At 48.5% G+C, this 18281-nt stretch carries 19 protein-coding genes; 8 read left to right on the forward strand and 11 right to left on the reverse strand.

All coding sequences use genetic code 11. The features are described from left to right. Positions 1-32: 32 nt before the first annotated feature. The 3 genes from MRBLPE1_RS21300 to MRBLPE1_RS21310 all read right to left on the reverse strand — a co-directional run bounded on the left by MRBLPE1_RS21300 (position 33) and on the right by MRBLPE1_RS21310 (position 1071). Positions 33-257 carry a hypothetical protein gene (locus MRBLPE1_RS21300; protein ID WP_364149173.1) on the reverse strand — a complete coding sequence of 75 codons (225 nt, stop codon included), beginning with the start codon at positions 255-257 and terminating at the stop codon, positions 33-35. Positions 258-292: 35 nt separating this feature from the next. Then, positions 293-493, reverse strand: coding sequence for a hypothetical protein (locus MRBLPE1_RS21305; protein ID WP_364149175.1), 201 nt, complete (start codon positions 491-493; stop codon positions 293-295). Positions 494-645: 152 nt separating this feature from the next. Then, positions 646-1071: an Hsp20/alpha crystallin family protein gene (locus MRBLPE1_RS21310; RefSeq protein ID WP_364149177.1), complete on the reverse strand. Its 426-nt coding sequence runs from the start codon at positions 1069-1071 to the stop codon at positions 646-648. Positions 1072-1222: 151 nt separating this feature from the next. Between MRBLPE1_RS21310 and MRBLPE1_RS21315 the strand changes: the two genes are divergently transcribed. The 5 genes from MRBLPE1_RS21315 to MRBLPE1_RS21335 are packed head-to-tail and all read left to right on the forward strand — an operon-like array spanning position 1223 to position 3017. Then, positions 1223-1450, forward strand: coding sequence for a spore germination protein (locus MRBLPE1_RS21315; protein ID WP_364149179.1), 228 nt, complete (start codon positions 1223-1225; stop codon positions 1448-1450). Beyond that, the gene (locus MRBLPE1_RS21320; RefSeq protein ID WP_364149181.1) at positions 1447-1650 is read left to right on the forward strand and encodes a spore germination protein GerPB; all 204 of its coding nucleotides are present in this window, start codon (positions 1447-1449) and stop codon (positions 1648-1650) included. The genes MRBLPE1_RS21315 and MRBLPE1_RS21320 overlap by 4 nt, the downstream gene beginning before the upstream one ends. Before the next feature lie 41 nt (positions 1651-1691). Beyond that, entirely contained in the window at positions 1692-2360 is a 669-nt protein-coding gene (gene gerPC / locus MRBLPE1_RS21325; RefSeq protein WP_364149183.1) for a spore germination protein GerPC, read from the forward strand. Beyond that, on the forward strand, positions 2360-2569 hold the full coding sequence (locus MRBLPE1_RS21330) for a spore gernimation protein GerPD (RefSeq protein WP_364149184.1): 210 nt from the start codon (positions 2360-2362) through the stop codon (positions 2567-2569). Before gerPC ends, MRBLPE1_RS21330 begins: the two co-directional genes overlap by 1 nt. A 16-nt stretch (positions 2570-2585) precedes the next feature. Further along, on the forward strand, positions 2586-3017 hold the full coding sequence (locus MRBLPE1_RS21335; protein ID WP_364149186.1) for a spore germination protein GerPE: 432 nt from the start codon (positions 2586-2588) through the stop codon (positions 3015-3017). A 93-nt stretch (positions 3018-3110) separates the two neighbouring features. On the opposite strand, the gene MRBLPE1_RS21340 is transcribed toward MRBLPE1_RS21335, so the two are convergent. Next, positions 3111-4139 (reverse strand): YeiH family protein, encoded by a 1029-nt coding sequence (locus MRBLPE1_RS21340; RefSeq protein ID WP_364149188.1) that lies wholly within the window; start codon positions 4137-4139, stop codon positions 3111-3113. Positions 4140-4335: 196 nt separating this feature from the next. Between MRBLPE1_RS21340 and MRBLPE1_RS21345 the strand changes: the two genes are divergently transcribed. Together MRBLPE1_RS21345 and MRBLPE1_RS21350 are read left to right on the forward strand one after the other, a co-directional pair. Continuing rightward, on the forward strand, positions 4336-5220 hold the full coding sequence (locus MRBLPE1_RS21345; protein WP_364149189.1) for a LysR family transcriptional regulator: 885 nt from the start codon (positions 4336-4338) through the stop codon (positions 5218-5220). Between the two features lie 103 nt (positions 5221-5323). Continuing rightward, complete coding sequence (locus MRBLPE1_RS21350) at positions 5324-7192, forward strand: prenyltransferase/squalene oxidase repeat-containing protein (protein WP_364149190.1); 1869 nt, start codon at positions 5324-5326, stop codon at positions 7190-7192. Between the two features lie 47 nt (positions 7193-7239). On the opposite strand, the gene gntK is transcribed toward MRBLPE1_RS21350, so the two are convergent. Both gntK and gnd read right to left on the reverse strand, forming a co-directional pair. After that, positions 7240-8778 carry a gluconokinase gene (gntK, locus tag MRBLPE1_RS21355; RefSeq protein ID WP_364149192.1) on the reverse strand — a complete coding sequence of 513 codons (1539 nt, stop codon included), beginning with the start codon at positions 8776-8778 and terminating at the stop codon, positions 7240-7242. Positions 8779-8884: 106 nt separating this feature from the next. Next, positions 8885-9781 carry a phosphogluconate dehydrogenase (NAD(+)-dependent, decarboxylating) gene (gene gnd, locus MRBLPE1_RS21360; protein WP_364149193.1) on the reverse strand — a complete coding sequence of 299 codons (897 nt, stop codon included), beginning with the start codon at positions 9779-9781 and terminating at the stop codon, positions 8885-8887. Between the two features lie 131 nt (positions 9782-9912). On the opposite strand from gnd, the gene MRBLPE1_RS21365 reads away from it, so the two are divergent. Beyond that, the gene (locus MRBLPE1_RS21365) at positions 9913-10758 is read left to right on the forward strand and encodes a MurR/RpiR family transcriptional regulator (RefSeq protein ID WP_364149195.1); all 846 of its coding nucleotides are present in this window, start codon (positions 9913-9915) and stop codon (positions 10756-10758) included. Positions 10759-10837: 79 nt separating this feature from the next. Here MRBLPE1_RS21365 and MRBLPE1_RS21370 read toward each other — a convergent pair whose 3' ends face one another. The 5 genes from MRBLPE1_RS21370 to MRBLPE1_RS21390 all read right to left on the reverse strand — a co-directional run bounded on the left by MRBLPE1_RS21370 (position 10838) and on the right by MRBLPE1_RS21390 (position 18263). Next, positions 10838-12187, reverse strand: coding sequence for a GntP family permease (locus MRBLPE1_RS21370; protein ID WP_364149197.1), 1350 nt, complete (start codon positions 12185-12187; stop codon positions 10838-10840). Positions 12188-12446: 259 nt separating this feature from the next. Further along, positions 12447-14432 carry a glycoside hydrolase family 15 protein gene (locus tag MRBLPE1_RS21375; RefSeq protein WP_364149199.1) on the reverse strand — a complete coding sequence of 662 codons (1986 nt, stop codon included), beginning with the start codon at positions 14430-14432 and terminating at the stop codon, positions 12447-12449. Then, positions 14414-15877, reverse strand: a complete 1464-nt coding sequence (gene glgA, locus MRBLPE1_RS21380) for a glycogen synthase GlgA (protein ID WP_364149200.1) — start codon at positions 15875-15877, stop codon at positions 14414-14416. Before glgA ends, MRBLPE1_RS21375 begins: the two co-directional genes overlap by 19 nt. Positions 15878-15987: 110 nt before the next feature. Continuing rightward, positions 15988-17100, reverse strand: coding sequence for a glucose-1-phosphate adenylyltransferase subunit GlgD (gene glgD, locus MRBLPE1_RS21385; RefSeq protein ID WP_364149202.1), 1113 nt, complete (start codon positions 17098-17100; stop codon positions 15988-15990). Then, the gene (locus MRBLPE1_RS21390) at positions 17097-18263 is read right to left on the reverse strand and encodes a glucose-1-phosphate adenylyltransferase (protein WP_364149204.1); all 1167 of its coding nucleotides are present in this window, start codon (positions 18261-18263) and stop codon (positions 17097-17099) included. Before MRBLPE1_RS21390 ends, glgD begins: the two co-directional genes overlap by 4 nt. Between the last annotated feature and the right edge of the window lie 18 nt (positions 18264-18281).

Consider the following 18281-nt stretch of genomic DNA (forward strand, 5'->3'; position numbering starts at 1 on the left):
AAAAAAAAGCTCTCGTCAATGAGAGCCTTTTTTTAACCGTTTAATCTCATATTAATCATAAAACTGGCCGCCATCGCCAAGAAAAGCACGATGCTCAAAATCCCTGCCAGCATTCGCCTTGCATTCAGTTGTTTAAGGAGTAAGGAATCGTTAGATTGCCGCTTCGCTTCCGTGTATGAGCGATGCATAAACATAAAGGTGATAATGGAAACAACAAACAGCATGTTAACGACAAACCAGATTAAAGTCCAATTCAAGCGCTTACCTCCGCTCGTGATCAGCTATAGAACGGCTATAGATACCACTTGTTTAGTATAAACATAAAAACGACGAAGCTCACGGCCGCTCCCGCGAAACTCACCCAGCCTGTACGAAATTTTTGCTGAAACATGCGCAAAATCCCAAAGCTGAGCAAACCGAAAATCAGCATTAAAAAAACGATTCCGAGTATGAATAACGAAGCAGATACACTGCTTACATCGACTAATGACACTGAACACACTCCCTTTTTTGCTGTTATGTACATGTTCATTAGACATTATAAGGGATAGAGATGCCATTAGCCAACCGTTAACCCTGTCGATTTCGTGACAAAAAGAGCACATATCTTAGGACATGCGCCCTTTCCATACTGAGCCGCCAGCTCTACCAACGAACGACGGCTTCATGGTAAGTACGAATTGCAGGCCGCTTCTGAAGCTTGACATGCAGCACATTTTCTTTCAGGAGCGTTTTGCAGATTCGCGGCTTTACCAGCTTCGGCAGCTTAATCGTTTCCGTTTTGCCGCCGGGAAGCCCATCAAGCTTCAGCCTATCCTCCCTTACAAACAAACGCAGCTGCTCCTTTACGAAGCCGTCCGGTAAATTTATTTTCACATTTACAAAATGGCGGGTCTCGGAAAAAGCCGCTGATCCCCCGCCAATTATAACACCAGCCGCTTCAGGCAGCGCTTTAGTCATCATTTTACGCACATACTGCTCAACCCAATCCGGCTCGCGAAGCAGCTCAAACCCTTTCGGAAGCTGCTGCCTTTCCATCCATCGTTCCATATCATCCCATTTGGATGCCACAAGCTAACACCCGCCTTCCAGCACTTCTGCCAGTATATGCGCCCATCGCCGTTCACGATACATGCAGCAAGGGAACCTCTGGGCGAATGCCGCATAAGATATAGCACAGTCATCCATTTCGATATCACTCATGAAAAAAAGGAGGATGCTCATGCCAGCTGTTGTCGGCTTTGTCAAAATTGTAAGCATAGGCTCCGGCTCCATTGTCCAATTCGGCGATTCCTTGGAAGTGTCTCCTACCAGCAGCTCCAAGACCTATGCCGGATCAGGCTCATTCTTAACCGGCAGCTTAACCAACTCCAATAACGCGGTTAGCGCAACAAACACCCTTGATCCGGACGTCCAGGACAATACGAGCAATGAAGTGAGCGCGTTATGAGTCTAACCATTCATCAGCAAATTACCATTCATCAGCTCCGTGTCGAAAGCGTATCGAACAGCTCTGTCCTGCAAGTTGGCAGCGCGGGTTCGATCCGCTCGTTATCGCAGCTGTATAATACCGGCGGGTTCACCGGTCCCGCTCCGCAGCTCGGCGGAGATAACCCGCTTTCTTTCGTGCCTCTGCCGAACCCATCCTAGGAGGCAGGATCGATCCTATAACGAGAAGGAGGAGCAGTCTCATGCAGCAGCCTAATCCATTGTCGCCTTGGCAAATGTGGTCGCTTGAAGTTCAAAATAAACTCAAAGAGCAGCAGGAACAGCTCGATGCGCTTAATGCAAAGGTCCTCGCGTTGTGCGAACAGATCAAGCAGCTCGAAGCACGCCCTACTTATAACATCGAAAGCATTGAATATCATTTTGATCAATTGAAGGTAGAGAAGCTGGACGGCACGTTAAATATCGGCATGACTGCTCCCGGTATGGGCGACGAATCCTTTCCGGGCAATATTGAACAGCTGTCTGTCTCCCAGCCCGAGGTTTTCCCCTCTGCGGGGCCTTCTATTCCATCCCCAAGCGGCGTGTATAATGACATTTTCAATGAAATGACCCGCTATCTGGATGACGAAGCCCCGCATAGGCTGGTTTCCTACGAGAATGAGCTTTGTATTCCGTTGGACCCTTACCACAGAAAAATTATTATTGATGATATCCGTAAACAGGTACCTACCCGCATTCATTACTATATGCAAAAAATGGATCAAGGCACGGATGCGCAGAAAGCCGCCGCGGATGATCAAGCGACCGCGGCAAGCGTCCTTGCCAAAACTAGAAGGGACGCCGATGCCGCGCTACTCGCCTATATGCGACAGCTCCAGACCGGCGCGCCTTCATCTGGAGGAATGGCTTAATGCTGCAATTCAAAGTTATCAACCATTATTTGAGCGTGGGACAAATTGAAATACTCGGGGTATCCAGCGCATCGATGCTGCAAGTCGGCGATACCGATAACGTGGCATTATATTCGATGTTCGATACGCCGCCCGAATCCGTTATCGTAGGCCCGATGGCACCGTTCCCGCTGCCTGAAGAAGCCGGCGAGTCGACCGGCGAGTCTTAGAAAGCGGCGGATGCGAATGAACGTACAATCTGAGAACAGCTACCCGATACGCACAGCGAATGTCGGTTCGGTTTGTATCATAAGCGTCGCGCAATCTGGCACGGTCCAGTTTGGCGACCGCGCCGAGACAAAGGGCCTGATTCGCGCGCTTGCTCTTCAGCGGCAAGAGGATCATACGACGGCGGGAGATGTTTTTTTTGAATCCTACCCGTTATTTTTCCGTCCCCTGCCTGTTTTAGTTGATCCCGCGTTCGAAAACGGACAGGGAGTTCAGGTGCTGCGAACCAACTGTTCGCCGAACATTATTGTCGGGAACATCCAAGTCATTGCAGCCGGTTCATCTGCCAGCATCCAGATCGGAAACGGCATGAAGCTTACCGGCGAATCACGAATCAAGCATATCCGCCAATATCCGCGTCCTAAACCCGTTCCGCCCGTTGGCTGTTAAACCCCGTGCACATCGAGAGATCAAGCCTTGGTAATGATAGTTGAGCTTGCGGGGGGCGATCGACGTCCCCCGTATCCTATGCGCTATATTTTCCTATGCCAAATGAAAGCCATGGACAAGCAAAAGCCCCAGTCCCGCAAGCAATATTGAACCAATAAAACCCGCAATAAAAGGCTTCTTGCCTAATTTTCTAAATATAACGAAATCCACGCCAAGACCAAGACCCGCCATCGCCATTGCTAGCAGCAAATATGCGGCAGCAATGATAAGCTCCGTCAACGCATCAGGCAAGATGCCTATGGTATGAACCCCGCTCATCGCTAGAAATCCAACGATGAACCATGGTATCGGTAGACTTTTCAAGCTCATACGTCGGGTTTTGCCTGCTTTGCGGCCGTTCCATAACCCTAGGATAACGGCAACGGGGACAAGCATCGCTACGCGTGTCATCTTCACGATAACGGCTAAATCAATGGCTTCTTGTCCGCCAGGCGCTGCCGCAGCAATGGCATGCGCTACCTCATGCAGCGTCGCGCCCGAGAATATGCCGTAACCTGCGGCACTTAAATTCAGGACCGGATATAAAGCCGTATAGGCCAGCGTAAACAATGTCCCCAAAATAGCAACCGTCGCCGCGCTTATTGCTGTTTCATTTTGGTTTGCCTTCACCTGAGGAGCAATGGCCACCACGGCGGCTGCACCGCAGATCGCAGTCCCGCAAGCGGTTAGAATCCCAAGTTTTTTGTCAATGCCAAGCCATTTGCTTACCCCATACACAACCGTAATCGTAAAAACGATATTAATGACCGCTATGGCAAGCACCTTTGGGCCTGCATGAAAAATATCAGACAAATCCAGCCGCATCCCAAGCAGAATAATCCCGATACGCAGCAACCTTTTGCTTGAATAAGAAATGCCGCTCGCAGCCGCTTCCGGCACACCAATCCAAGCGCGAATAGCGATTCCGAGCAAAATGGCCGTAACCAGCTGCCCCATTACACTAAAAAACGGAAGCATCGCAATCATTTTCGCTGCAATCGCAATGATAAGCGTCATGGCTAGGCCAAGCATGAACCCGATGCCTTTATAGGAATGATTTGCTAACAAATCTTTGTTTGACATAACCCTCACCTCTGCTCGAATTCCCGTGTTACTGTCTTATTTGCTTTCACTATACGGCTCTATCGAAAGGAAGTGAAATACGTATTCGCTATCCTTATCATTACAAATCCTTATGATTGAGTTTGCAAAACCGCTTATAAACCATTATTGTTAGCGAATAGTCGCTTCCAAACCTATTTAATAATGAGGGATAATAATGATTATTGAAGCGTTGCGCGTCTTCGTTACGGTATCGGAGCAAAGGCATTTTTCAAGAGCGGCCGAGTTATTAAATCTTTCTCAGCCCGGCGTCAGCCAGCATATACGAAACTTAGAAAATGAACTGGGAGCAAAGCTGCTCCACCGTTCCCCGAAGCATGTCCGCCTTACCGAAGCCGGCGATATCCTGTATCAGAAAGCTAAACGGATATTAACTTTATACGAGGAAGCCAAACAAGATATCCAGCTCCTTCAGGATCAGGTGACCGGCTCCCTCATGATTGGAGCAAGCTTTACGATCGGCGAGTACGTGCTTCCAAAATGCCTTGCGGAGTTTGCCGCCATGTACCCGCTTGTCGCTATGCAGGCGACGATCGGGAACACGGATGAAATCGTGCACGCCGTCCGGTCAAACGAGCTGGATATCGGACTTATCGAAGGCGAAGCGCATGCCGCGGATTTGGTTATTACGCCTTACATGAGAGATGAAATGATTCTTGTTGCTCCCTCCTCGCATCCTCTCGCCGCGGCCCGCTTTGTTGATGCCGAGCTGCTTCAAAATCAAGTTTGGGTGCTCCGAGAAAGCGGATCGGGCACCCGCGCCTTCAGTGATCAATTTTTTTCGGATGCCCAAATCGTACAGAAGCGATCGTATGTGTTCAACAGCAGCCAAAGCGTGAAAGAGTCGGTTATTGCCGGTTTAGGCATAGCACTGCTTTCGCGATGGATCGTCAGGAAGGAATTGGAATCAGGGGAACTATGCGAACTCCCCCTGAACAAGGAACGATTTGAGCGGCATTTCTCAATTATCCGCCATAAGGAAGGAACGGCGTCTATGGCCTTAACGATGTTCATTCAAAGACTGTTATCATCGAACCTTTAGGTATATCGCCAGTATGGCGCCACAGCAGCTTGATCTTCGACTTTCAACGCATTCCTCCGCATATACATAGAGCAATTACGGTTGCAAAGGATGAATGCGCCTGATGGACATGAACCGAATCCGTGCAAGGATAGATGGACTGACAGACGAGCTGCTAAGACAACAATCTTGGGATGGGGCTTGGCGGATGTGCTTCGATACCGGTACGATGACGGATAGCCACCTGATCATATTGCTTCGTTTGCTTGGAAGAACGGATGAGCATCTCATTCGGCTTCTTGCAGCAAGAATTGCTTCCAAACAAGAAGCAAATGGAGCGTGGAAGGTGTATCCCGATGAATCGGAGGGGAACCTCGAGGCGACGGCCGAGGCTTATTTCGCTTTATTGTATGCAGGATATTATTCGGAATTTGATCCTCGCATGGTAAGAGCTCAGCAGTTTATTTTGCTGCGCGGCGGATTATCAGAGGCCAGAACCTTGCTTACCCAGGTTATTTTCGCGGCTGCCGGCCAAGCAGAATGGCCGCGTTTATTGCGAATCCCGCTCGAAGCCTTCTTTTCCGATTTGGGAATCGGTATCGATATATTCTCGCTTTCCGGCCACTCCCGCGTACATCTTGTCCCGACATTAATAATGGCCAATAACCAATTTGTACGCAAAACGTTTAACATGCCCGACTTATCCTCCTTATTTACGGGAAGCTCGCGTGTGTTCTCCAATGATTCAACCTGGATATCCGCTTTAAATGCCTTTATTTCCAGTTTGCCGCTCGCAAGCCTGCTTCCGGCAAATTCCAAAACCGCTCTAGAGCAAGCCGAACGGTTTATGTTTGAAAGATTAGAGCCGAACGGCACCCTGCTAACCTATTCCACGGCGACGATGTTAATGATATTAGCTTTACTTTCTTTAGGCTATTCCCCTGTGTCCCCTCCCGTTAACCGATTACTGGCAGGGATCCTAACATTAATTTGCGGAGATCGGCCTCATCTACAGGTCGCATCCTCGGAGGTATGGGATACTGCCATGATTGCCTACGCTTTGCGGGAGGCAGGCCTTCCGTCTCAGCATGCAGCCATGGAACGGGCAGCCGCTTATTTGCTGGAAAAACAACAAGACCGGGTCGGCGATTGGGCAAAACGTTTGCCGAATACGCCGCCGGGAGGCTGGGGCTTCTCCCACGTCAATACGCTTTACCCGGATGTGGATGACAGTGCGGCCGCCCTTCGCGCCATTCGTCCGTATGTTTCCGAAACCAATGGATTAAAAATCAACTGGCAGCGTGGACTTAACTGGGTATTGGCGATGAGAAATGATGACGGAGGCTGGCCGGCTTTCGAGCGAAATGGGCAGCAGCTGCCTGCAAGCTTCTTTGCGTTCGAAGGGTCCGAGGATATTTCTACGGATCCTTCAACCGTCGACATCACAGGCCGCATGCTTAGTTTTCTAGGAAAAGAACTCGATATGACGATCAGTCAGCAGTGGCTGGGTGACAGCGTGCGGTGGGTGCTGTCCCAGCAGACGCGGGAAGGCAGCTGGTACGGTCGCTGGGGCATTGCTTATATCCACGGCACCGGTGCCGCTGTTCAAGGCATGATCGCCGTAGGTGTATCTACGGATCATCCCGCCATCAAAAAAGGGATCAAATGGCTTCACGAAATCCAAAACGAGGACGGCGGTTGGGGAGAATCCTGTCTTAGCGACAAAGAGAAGCGTTATATTCCCCTGCACGCAAGCACCCCCTCACAAACCGCATGGGCGCTGGACGCTTTGATTGCCGCTCACGAGAAACCAACCCCCGCCTTGCAAAAAGGGGTCGATGCACTTCTCCTGCTGCTTGAACGGCCTGATTGGACATACAGCTATCCTACCGGAGCGGGGCTGCCGGGAAGCGTATACGTCAACTATCCGAGTAACAATTATATTTGGCCCTTGCTTACCTTGACCTCTGTTTTGAAAAAATACGGATCCTAGTTTTCCACATAAAAAAAAGCCGGAATTCCGGCTTTTTTTTTGAAATGTTATACGTATTTTTGCTGAAATGCTGCTATGCTTGCGTACTCCTCGGTCAATAACCTTGAAACGCGGATGTAAATGCGCATCAACTCGGCATAGATTTTGGCGTTTTCCTTGTTGGGCAAATGGAAATGCGAGCCTCCTACCATATCGGCAACCACTTCTAACGAGTCGATTTCCCCTAAGCTGTATAAGCCGAGAATTACGGCCCCGAGACAGGAGCTTTCAATGCTTTCGGGCACATGGAGCTCTTGATCAAAAATATCGGCCATCATTTGGCGCCATAGTTCCGATCTTGCAAAACCGCCCGTAGCTTGTATCTTGGTAGGCTTGCCGGTCAGTTCCTCTAACGCCATCAGTACACTGTATAAATTAAAGATAACGCCTTCCAGAGCCGCTCGGATGAGATGCTCTTTCTTATGATGCAGGCCAAGACCAAAATAAGAGCCTCGTGCATTCGCGTCCCAAAGCGGTGCGCGCTCTCCAGACAAATAAGGATGGAATATGAGGCCGTCAGAGCCGGGGTTCGCCTTCGCGGCAAGCTCAGTCAGCAGCTCGTAAGGGTCGATCCCCCGCTGTTTTGCCGTTGCAATCTCTTCCGTGCCGATCTGATCGCGAACCCATCTGAATATCATTCCCCCGTTGTTTACGGGACCGCCGATGACCCAGTGATTCTCGGTCAATGCGTAGCAAAAGATCCTCCCTTTCGGATCCGTAACCGGTTTGTCCGTCACCGCGCGTATTGCGCCGCTCGTGCCGATTGTAACGGCAACTACACCGGGCTCGATGGCATTAACGCCAAGGTTGGAAAGTACGCCGTCACTCGCTCCGACCACAAATGACGTAGAGGATAGCAAGTTCATTTGCTGGGCGAAATTTTCGGCCAATCCCTCAAGTTTAAAGGTTGTTGGAACGAGTTCAGACAAACGATCTGCCGTTACGCCTGCCACCGATAACGCTTCTTCATCCCACTGCAGATTGTTCAGATTGAATAACCCGGTCGCGGATGCAATCGAATAATCGATAACGTAACGGCCAAACAGCTTGAAGAAGACATATTCTTTGATCGAAATAAACTTATAAGTCCGATCGAACAGCTCCTTGTGATCATAGCGAAGCCAAGTAAGCTTGGATAACGGAGACATCGGATGAATCGGCGTACCCGTACGCAAATAGATATTATGCCCGTTCCACTCGTTCTTGATCTTGTTCGTCCATTCCATGCTGCGGTTATCAGCCCAAGTTATGCATTTCGTTAACGGGATGCCTTCGTCGTCTACGGCGATGACACTGTGCATAGCTGAGCTAAATGAAACGCATAAAATATCTTCCGGCTGGACGTTGCTTTTCTTAACGGCTTGTCCGATCGTGCCCAGCACTGCATTAAAAATTTCGTCAGGATCCTGCTCCGCGATAGCCGGTGAAGGGGAATGCAGCGGATATTCTATACCATGGCTTGCTACTATCGCACCCTTAACCGTAAAGAGCACCGACTTCGTGCTAGTCGTCCCGATATCTACACCGATTACATATTTTGTTTTCAACTCCGTACCTCCTTATGCTTTTGCCAGACTGTCAGCTGTTTTGCTTTTTTAAGAATCTATAACTATTACAATAACATCTATGCCAATCTATATTCAATTCGCAGCATTATGAGCTTACGACGCTGTGACCGCCGAATTCATTGCGCAGGGCCGCCACTACTTTGCCCGAGAACGTATTTTCCTCTAACGAGCGGTATCTCATCAGAAGCGACAAGGCGATGACCGGCGTTGCGGTTTGCAAATCCAATGCCGTTTCAAGTGTCCATTTCCCTTCTCCTGAAGAGTGCATGATGCCTTTTAAGCCCTCAAGGCGCGCATCCTTTGCAAAAGCGTTTTCCGTGAGCTCCATCAGCCATGAGCGAACAACGGAGCCGTTATTCCAAACCCTTGCAACCTTCTCGAAATCGAAGTCGTACGCACTTTTCTCCAGCAGCTCGAATCCTTCTGCAATCGCCTGCATCATCCCATATTCCACGCCGTTATGCACCATCTTCAAAAAATGGCCGCTGCCGCTTTCGCCTGCATGCAAGTATCCGTTCTCGACGCAAATGTCACGGAACAGCTGTTCAACGGAGGCGAACGCTTCTTTATTTCCGCCAATCATCGTACATGCTCCGTTTCTTGCACCCGATGTTCCGCCGCTTGTTCCAACGTCCAAGAAGTGAATGCCCTGCTTCATTAGCTGCTCCGCTCTTCTAATCGTATCCTTATAGTTCGAATTACCGCCGTCGATGAGAATATCTCCTGCTTCCAACGATTGGCTTGCCTGCTCGATAACCGACTCCGTAAGCTCGCCAGCCGGTACCATCATCCAAATGACGCGCGGAGCGTCCAGTTTCTGAACCAGCTGCTCAATCGTCTCGGCACCTTGCGCTCCATCCGCGGCAGCTTTCTCGACGACTTCTGCATTGACATCAAATACTACCGTTTTGTGCTGATGCTCCATGATATTCAACATTAAATTGTAACCCATTTTACCTAACCCGATTATACCTATTTGCATATGAATTCATCTCCTAAAAGTTATTAAAGCTATTTTGCTTTCTATTGTATCCGTATGAAATATAGGATCATTCTGCCGTTTATGTTATACTTTTCATGAAAAAAGCTGCTACGCGAGGGGAAACAACTACCATGGTGCAAAACATGCTCGGTAAAATCCGTTCTTATTATGCAAGATTCAGCGAAAAAGAAAAGAAAATTGCTACATATATTTTAAATAATCCCGAAAAAATCATTCATAGCACAATTAACGAGGTTGCAGATGATTTAAATGTCGCTGAAGCTACTGTTTTTCGCTTTTGCAAGCATATTGGCTATAAGGGCTATCAAGCGATGAAAATCGCGCTCGCCTCGGAAATCATGACGCCGATGCAGCAAATCTATGAAGAAATTAACGAGAACGACAATGAAAAAGCAATTGCCGAAAAAGTGTTTAAATCGAATATCAGAACCTTGGAAAATACATTTCAAATTTTAGACGGCGATAACTTTGCCAAAGCCGTAGCTTATATCGCTCGTGCGAACCGCGTTCATTTCTATGGAATCGGAGGCTCGGGAGTCATTGCAATGGATGCCTTCCATAAATTCATACGTTCCGGCAAACAAGCTTTTGCTTTTACGGATGCCCATTTCCAGCTGATGTCCGCCGCACAGCTGACGAAGGAAGATGTCGCTGTTGTGATCTCCCACTCCGGTACGAATAAAGACACCATTCGAATCTTGAAGAAAGCAAGCGAGAACGGAGCAAAGACGATAGCCATAACCGGTTTTCCAAAATCGCCTATCAGCCAGCATGCAGACGTCTCGCTTCATACAAGCTCGGACGAAACCGAGTACCGTTCAGAAGCGCTTGCCTCAAGAATCGGTCAGCTCAGCCTAATCGATGCCCTTTATGTCAATGTAATGATCATTAATAAAGAAAGAGCGAACGTATCTCTTGAAAAAGTACGCGAAGCGATTTCCGATACAAGAATCTAAGCCACTCGTTTTATTATAGAAGAAGGTGAGCTGCTGACTGCGAGGTCAACGGTTCACCTTTTTTTTGTACGGATAGAGATTAGACGAACATATCCAATACGAGAATAAGCACAAGCGCTGTTACGGAAATAATCGTTTCAAGCGCTGTCCATGTTAATAGCGTTTCCTTCACGGTCATTCCAAAATATTCCTTGATCATCCAGAAGCCCGAATCATTCACATGAGATAATATAAGCGATCCTGCTCCTGTCGCAAGCACGAGCAGCTCCAGATTAGCTCCTGGCACAGCTGCAGCAATCGGTGCTACTATCCCAGCCGCGGTCATCATGGATACCGTTGCCGAACCTGTTGCGACACGAATCAAGGCTGCAATCCCCCACCCGAGCAATATCGGGGAAACATGCGAAGAGGTAGCCAGTTCCGCAATGTACTCACCAATACCGGAATCGAGCAAAACGCGGTTGAAAGCTCCTCCGGCGCCGATGACCAACAAGATGGTTGCAGTCGGAGCCAAGCAATCATTCGAAAACTTAAGCACGGTCTCCCTGCTAAGACCGCGGAAGAAGCCTAAGCTAAAGAAGGAATACACGGTTGCGATCAATAACGCGGTAACGGGATCTCCAATAAAGCGCAGAGCTTGATAAAGTCCGCTCTCTTGCTCAAGAAAAAGCTCGGCTATCGAAGACGTAAGCATTAGGATAACGGGAACGAGTACCGTAAATACCGTGTTAAAAAAGCCCGGTAATTTTCTTGTGTGATCGGCCTCTGCCAGTTGTTCCCCGATTTCTTTCGGCACCGTCTTATGGATACGTTTTCCGATCCAATTGCCGTACAATGGGCCGGCAACGATTGCGGTTGGAAGTCCCACGATAATGGCGTAAAGAATCGTAATGCCGACATCGGCATTGAAAATGCCAACGGCTGCCATTGCTGCCGGATGCGGCGGAACAAGACCGTGAACAACGGAAAGCCCTGCCACAAGAGGTACACCGATTTTAACCAAGGATACGCCCGTCTGCCGGGCGATTGTAAATACGAGAGGAATCAACAATACAAAGCCTACCTGGAAAAAGACGGGAATCCCGACGATAAAAGCTACGAACATCATTGCCCAATGAACATTTTTTTCACCAAAGCGTTTGATTAGCGTTTGTGCGATCCTCTCGGCTCCGCCGGATTCAGCCATCATTTTTCCAAGCATTGTCCCCAAAGCAAGAACGATCGCAAGGAAGCCCAGCGTATTGCCCATGCCTGTCTTAATGGAGTCAATAATGCCCGTTCCCCCAGTTTCCGTGGTGAACAACGGCATGCCTGTTGCAAGTCCGACACCGATCGCTGTAACAATCAATGAGACGAACGGATTGAGCTTAGCTACTGTGATCAGCAACAGCAGCACGACAATAGCTGCCAATACGATAAGTAATAACATAGTGTGTCCTCCTAGGTTGTCTTGTAATTTGCCGAGCAAGCTTATCAATTATATGAAAAAATATTTCTCAAATCAATATCATAAACAGAAAAATATTTTATTATATGTGTCGAATATTCAGTTATATATTATGAGTAATAAAAAACATTTCATTCAAGCATCTGCCACTCTCGTAAAATGTCATAACAAAAAAGACCGTGCAGGCTTGAATTGCAGCCTGCACGGTCTTTTTTGTATAGCTGATTATCTCAATAAAAATTTACAATTGATTGTTCATTTCCTTTTCGGCTCGAAGACGCTTATATTTCTCGGCATATTTGCTTACGCTGTGCACCACTGTCGCATGCGACCAGGTTAGCGGCGCTACCGACAAAGGCGTTCCGTCGAAAGGATTAAGCTGCTCAGGCAGCAATCCGCTTTGAAGCCCATGATCCGAAACCCACTGCAGCGTTTGCCGCGGCCCTTCCAGCTCTTCCAGCGTTTTTGCGGAATCAATTTCAAAGTTGGCTACCCACAAGGTACAGATAATCCAAGGGTTGCCTGGAACCTTATCAATCTCGCCCGACTGCTGGAAATAATAATCGTTCGTATATCGAGCGATTCCTCCAATATGCGTCTTGACCTGCAGGCCTTCTTTGATCGCCAGCATCGTCTGCACGACACGATAATCATCGACGGGAAGCACGCCAAATTCCAAAACGCCAAACAAGCTGCTTTCAAGGGTCATATCCTTCACCCATCGGTTATCCTTCTGGATCAATCCGCGCGCGAAACGCCCTGCTTCCTCATCCCAAAGATGAGTAATAATGCCGTGCTTTATCAGCTCTGCGGTGCTCTTGTAATGATCGCTGCGCTCGTAATCGCCAAAGAGATCCGTAAAGAATGACGCGGCCATCAGACCTCCGTAAACGGATGCTGCGGTGTACGTCCAAATCCCGTAACGTTCCTCCCATAAATCATAACTCGGCTTGGGCAGTGACAAGGAAGGCTCGATGTAGGAGCTTAAAAATGAAGCTGCTTTCCGGATTAAGTTGCTGTAAAGCGATTGAGGGAGCTCAATGACCTGATTTCGGGAATAATCTTTCCATAGGGCAAACAGCACGAGCGCCGTTTCATCTTCTTGGATCGGCAATCGCCTGCTTCCTTGTACGATATAGGGATGCCAGCTGGAGCCTACCGTACCGTCCGGATTATATTTGTGATACAAATAACCCTCCGGCGACAAAGCCTGTGCACAGAAATGGAAGAATGGCGCGATCACGCTTTGGTAGCCAGCCATCGACATGGCATCCGCAATGAGTGCCCCGTCACGCGGCCACATATAGCTGTAATGATCCCGGTTATATTGCAAAATATCGGTATCATTCGCAGCCAATATCGCTCCCCGCTCGTCAACCTGCGTTCGAACGAGCAGCAAGCTTTGCTTGAACATCTTCACAACATCATGCGGCAAATCGCCAAGATCGGTCTCTGCCCTGCGCAGCCAGTGTTTCCAGTAGATGACCATCCGGCTAAGCAGTTTTTCCGGATGATTGTCCTGCACATATTGGTTCAGTTCCTTTACTTCTTCTAAGTTCTGACCAATAGACATCCAGTAGTAAATGGATTTATCGCTGTTTGGCGGAATGATTGTACGGAAGCTAATCGTACTGTCAACCGAGCCTTGGGCAATCGAATTGCCCATGAGCACGCCGTCCTCAGCGTCACGCCACGTGCCTTCCGCGGATTGGAATCTTTTGATCCCCGTCGAATACTGGGTCATACCGCCTTCATCAGAGAAACCGTTGAACATGAAATAGTTATTGCGCTTGTAGTGATAAAGGGTGTGATTTTCCGGATAATAAACGGCTGTATCACCAACCTCGGAACCGTCAATCATCAAATCCTGATGGAAAAATAAACGAATCTCTTTTGTATCGTTTGTCTTATTGCGAATTACAACCCGTTTAATGTAGATGCATTCCCGTTGATGAATGCCATCATTCATATGGAGCTCGATGCCTAATCCATCATGCGTTGCCGTTATATTCGTAACTAACGAATCGTCAATATAATCTAAATCAAACCTCCACTCGGGCTCATCCAGCCAGCTGAAGGCACCTTCTACCCATACGCCTAAGCGGCAATATTGACCGCCTACGTGATTCAGCTGTCCGACGAATGGATAATATATGTCCCGAATGTAACAGTGCTGATCCAAATTAAGGAGCATCTTACCGTTGCCGATTACAAGATGACGGGCCATGACTCTTTCTCCTTTCGATGCGCTAAGAGTTGTGAGTAAACGGATATATAGGCTTTAGCGGAGCGGTTCCAGCTGTAATCTTCATTACTGCCGTTACTCACGATTTGCTTCCAGGCTTCCTGATTACGGTAAAGAGCTAACGCTCTTCGCACGGTGTACATATAATCATGCGCATTGTAATTAGTAAAGCTGAAGCCGTTTCCTTCGCCAGTATATTCGTTATAGGCTTGTACCGTGTCCTTTAATCCGCCGGTCTCGCGAACAATCGGTACAGAGCGATAGCGCAAAGCAAGAAGCTGACTTAGACCGCATGGCTCAAATTGAGATGGCATCGCAAAGATGTCCGAGCCTGCATAGATCCGACGGGCAAGCCTGTCGTCATAGCCGATCCATACAGCAAATTTATCGGGATAATGGTATGCAATATGATTAAAAAACTGTTCATATTTCGCATCTCCGGCACCCAGCACAACAAATTGCACGTCTTCTTGCAAGAGCTCTTCAAGCGTAGCCAAAATGAGATCGAAGCCTTTTTGTTCCACTAACCGGGACACAATACCGATGAGCGGCGTATCCTCGGATTGCGGAAGACCCAGCTCGCGTTGGAGCTCCAGCTTATTCTTTCGCTTACGGCTTAATGAGTTTCGGTATGGAACATCTAATGAGCTGTCATTCATCGGATCAAACAGCTCATCATCAATACCGTTTACGATGCCCACTAAGTCGCCTGAACGGTATCTCAGCAGGGAATCCAGCTTTTCGCCGAAATATTCCGTTTGGATTTCCTCGGCATAGGTGCCGCTGACCGTCGTAAGCTTGTCGGCATAGACAAGGCCGCCCTTCATGCAGCTTCCTGCCCCATGGAATTCCAAGCTGTCAGCAAAGAACATGTCATGGCCCACGCCCAGCAAATCCATGAGGAGGTCAATGCCAAACAAGCCTTGATATTTCAAATTATGAATCGTAAATACCGATTTGGTATAAGCCCACGCCGGATCGTGATAGTATCTTGTTTTGAGTAGAAACGGTATAAGTCCTGTCTGCCAGTCATGGCAATGTACGATATCCGGATGGAAATCCATGTAACGAACAGCTTCCATTACCGCAAAACAGAAGAATACGAACCGTTCAGCGTCATCGCCGTAGCCGTAGAGACCTCTGCGTTTAAAATAAAACTCGTTATCGATCAAATAATATGTAACACCGTCAAACTCGGCTCTCATCAGCCCGCAATATTGATTGCGCCAGCCGAAGGAGACCGTAAAGTGAGCGACATGCTCAAACTGCCCAATCAGGGCGGCAGGAATTTCTTCGTATTTCGGCAGTACGACTCTGGTATCAACGCCCCGCTTATTCAGCGCCTTAGGGAGCGCCCCTGCAACGTCGGCGAGTCCGCCTGTCTTCGCAAGCGGCACAGCTTCTGATGTTGCGAACAAAATGTTCATAGGATTCTCCTTTCTTTTGGACGCCGCATCAGCAATGCATCAACCTAATTGGAAACGGCTTGCGTCTTCCTATCGTGGTATAGCGCATGTTTCGCGGCAAAATAATAAATTTAGATAATTTTTCTTTTCCCGGCCAAAAACGGGGCGCTAGCGGCTCCGCGAATGTCTCGCTCCGCTTCAACGCGAACATCCTTGTCCAAAATACTGTGCTGCAAAAAGCTGTCTTCACCGATGATACCGTTTTGCATCACGATGCTGTTACTTACGATTGCGCCCTTCTGAACATGCACGCCTCGGAACAATATGCTGTTAACGACTGTGCCTTCAATGCGGCAGCCGTTTGCAATAAGCGAATTCGTAACCTTTGAGCTCCCTAAATAACGAGCCGGAGGTTCATCCTTTACCTTCGTAAAAATCGGTCCAGGCTGGTAGAACAGCTCTTTCCAGACGTCCGGATCAAGCAAATTCATATTGTTGCGGTAGTAGCTGCCCACCGTGTTCACCACGCCTAAATAACCCTCATACATATATCCATAAACGTTAAGCTGATCCAGCCTGGAGAAAATCGCATGGCGTACCAGATGATCCTGCCCTTGCGCCAGCGAGGTTTCAACGAGTTCCATGAGCAAATCCTTACGCATGACGTACATCTCCATGGAGCTGATGTCGCTTGGCATGCGGCCGTAGTGGTCTTGGATTGCCGTAATTCTGCCTTCCTCGTTCAACTTCACCTTGCGGGCCTTGCCTGACATCAGATCCGATTGCTGCTTGCAAACGACCGTAATGTCCGCTTCCCGCTCCAAATGAAACTGAATCACCTTCTCGAAATCGATATTGCATACCATGTGGCTGCGAGTAATGACCACATAGTCCAGCGATGCGCGATTGAAATAATCTCGCTGCTGATAGAAATGGTATAAATCCCCGCGGCTGATTTCTTGAATATCGTCGGTAGCAGGAGGCAGTACGAATAAACCGCTTTGACGATGCTGAAGATCCCAATGCTTGCCTGATCCGAGATGATCCATTAGCGAGCGGTATTTAGTATGCGCGAATACCGCTACCTTTGAAATTCCGGAATTCACCATGCTGGACAACACGAAATCGATTAAACGATAGCGGGCGCCGAAAGGCACCGTTGCCAAGCAGCGTCCCTGCGTTAATCCTTCAAGTTCATCCGTCTCATGAATTAGATTAATAACCCCCATGACTTTGTGTTTCATGAGTGCTCCACCTCCCGCAGCAAATGGTCATTCGTCACATATTGGTCAACGGCAATAACCGTAATCGCGTCATCTGCCGGGCTGCCTATCGTTACGCCAGCTTGTATGACTGCTCCTTCACCGATTATCGCACGGTAAATACGCGCGCCCTCGCCTATTTTCACGTTCGGCATGACGACCGACTCGGATATGACCGTGTCTTTCGCGGCATGGACGCCATAAAACAATACTGAACGGTCTACGCTTCCTTCAATCAGACAGCCCTCAGTAATCATGGAAGCAGTCACCTCTGCTTTAGCCCCGATATGCTGTGCCGGCTGATTAGGATTAACGGAGTAAATTCTCCAATCAGAGTCTGCCAGCTCCAATGACGGCTCATCGGCAAGCAGGTCCATATTCGCTTCCCACAAGCTGTCGATGGTACCGACATCCTTCCAATAGCCTTTGAAAGGGTAAGAATGAAGCTTCTTGCCGTCCCTCATCATGGCAGGAATAAGATCCTTGCCGAAATCGTGGCTCGAAGTGCGGCTGGCTTCGTCGTATATCAAATATTTTTGGAGCTCGGACCATGTGAAAATATAAACGCCCATGGACGCGATGTTGCTCGTAGGATTTTTTGGTTTTTCCTCAAAGGCGGTTATACGGTCCTCATCATCGATATGCATAACCCCAAAGCGGCTGGCTTCCTTCCAGTCAACTTCAATGCCGGCGATCGTTACATCGGCGCCTGAGCGCTTATGATGCTGCAGCATCAGATCGTAATCCATTTTATAAATGTGGTCGCCAGAAATAATGAGAACGTATTCCGGATTATAAGGTTCAATAAAGGCCATATTTTGATAGATTGCATTTGCCGTTCCCTTGTACCAGACGCCGCCTTTTTGCTTCATGAACGGCGGCAAAATCGTCATGCCTCCGTCACGCCGGTCTAGTCCCCATGGACTGCCAATCCCGAGATAACGGTTAAGCTCAAGCGGCTGATATTGTGTAAGCACGCCTACCGTATCAATCCCAGAATGCGCGCAGTTGCTTAATGTAAAATCAATTATTCGGTATTTCCCGCCAAAATAGACAGCTGGCTTTGCTAAATCCTTTGTAAGCACGCCTAATCTTTTACCTTCGCCTCCTGCGAGCAGCATAGCGATCATTTCTTTTCGGCCCATGGACACCAACCCTCTCTT

The sequence above is a fragment of the Paenibacillus sp. LPE1-1-1.1 genome (assembly GCF_040676435.1).
GTDB lineage: Bacteria > Bacillota > Bacilli > Paenibacillales > Paenibacillaceae > Pristimantibacillus.

Excerpts from the sequence above, each read along its gene's own strand:
- glgD (WP_364149202.1), bottom strand. The coding sequence starts at position 17,100 with ATGAAACACAAAGTCATGGGGGTTATTAATCTAATTCATGAGACGGAT.
- MRBLPE1_RS21350 (WP_364149190.1), top strand. The coding sequence starts at position 5,324 with ATGGACATGAACCGAATCCGTGCAAGGATAGATGGACTGACAGACGAG.
- gerPC (WP_364149183.1), top strand. The coding sequence starts at position 1,692 with ATGCAGCAGCCTAATCCATTGTCGCCTTGGCAAATGTGGTCGCTTGAA.
- MRBLPE1_RS21335 (WP_364149186.1), top strand. The coding sequence starts at position 2,586 with ATGAACGTACAATCTGAGAACAGCTACCCGATACGCACAGCGAATGTC.
- MRBLPE1_RS21365 (WP_364149195.1), top strand. The coding sequence starts at position 9,913 with ATGGTGCAAAACATGCTCGGTAAAATCCGTTCTTATTATGCAAGATTC.
- MRBLPE1_RS21315 (WP_364149179.1), top strand. The coding sequence starts at position 1,223 with ATGCCAGCTGTTGTCGGCTTTGTCAAAATTGTAAGCATAGGCTCCGGC.
- MRBLPE1_RS21370 (WP_364149197.1), bottom strand. The coding sequence starts at position 12,187 with ATGTTATTACTTATCGTATTGGCAGCTATTGTCGTGCTGCTGTTGCTG.
- MRBLPE1_RS21340 (WP_364149188.1), bottom strand. The coding sequence starts at position 4,139 with ATGTCAAACAAAGATTTGTTAGCAAATCATTCCTATAAAGGCATCGGG.
- MRBLPE1_RS21375 (WP_364149199.1), bottom strand. The coding sequence starts at position 14,432 with ATGGCCCGTCATCTTGTAATCGGCAACGGTAAGATGCTCCTTAATTTG.
- MRBLPE1_RS21345 (WP_364149189.1), top strand. The coding sequence starts at position 4,336 with ATGATTATTGAAGCGTTGCGCGTCTTCGTTACGGTATCGGAGCAAAGG.
- MRBLPE1_RS21320 (WP_364149181.1), top strand. The coding sequence starts at position 1,447 with ATGAGTCTAACCATTCATCAGCAAATTACCATTCATCAGCTCCGTGTC.
- glgA (WP_364149200.1), bottom strand. The coding sequence starts at position 15,877 with ATGAACATTTTGTTCGCAACATCAGAAGCTGTGCCGCTTGCGAAGACA.
- gnd (WP_364149193.1), bottom strand. The coding sequence starts at position 9,781 with ATGCAAATAGGTATAATCGGGTTAGGTAAAATGGGTTACAATTTAATG.
- MRBLPE1_RS21390 (WP_364149204.1), bottom strand. The coding sequence starts at position 18,263 with ATGGGCCGAAAAGAAATGATCGCTATGCTGCTCGCAGGAGGCGAAGGT.
- MRBLPE1_RS21330 (WP_364149184.1), top strand. The coding sequence starts at position 2,360 with ATGCTGCAATTCAAAGTTATCAACCATTATTTGAGCGTGGGACAAATT.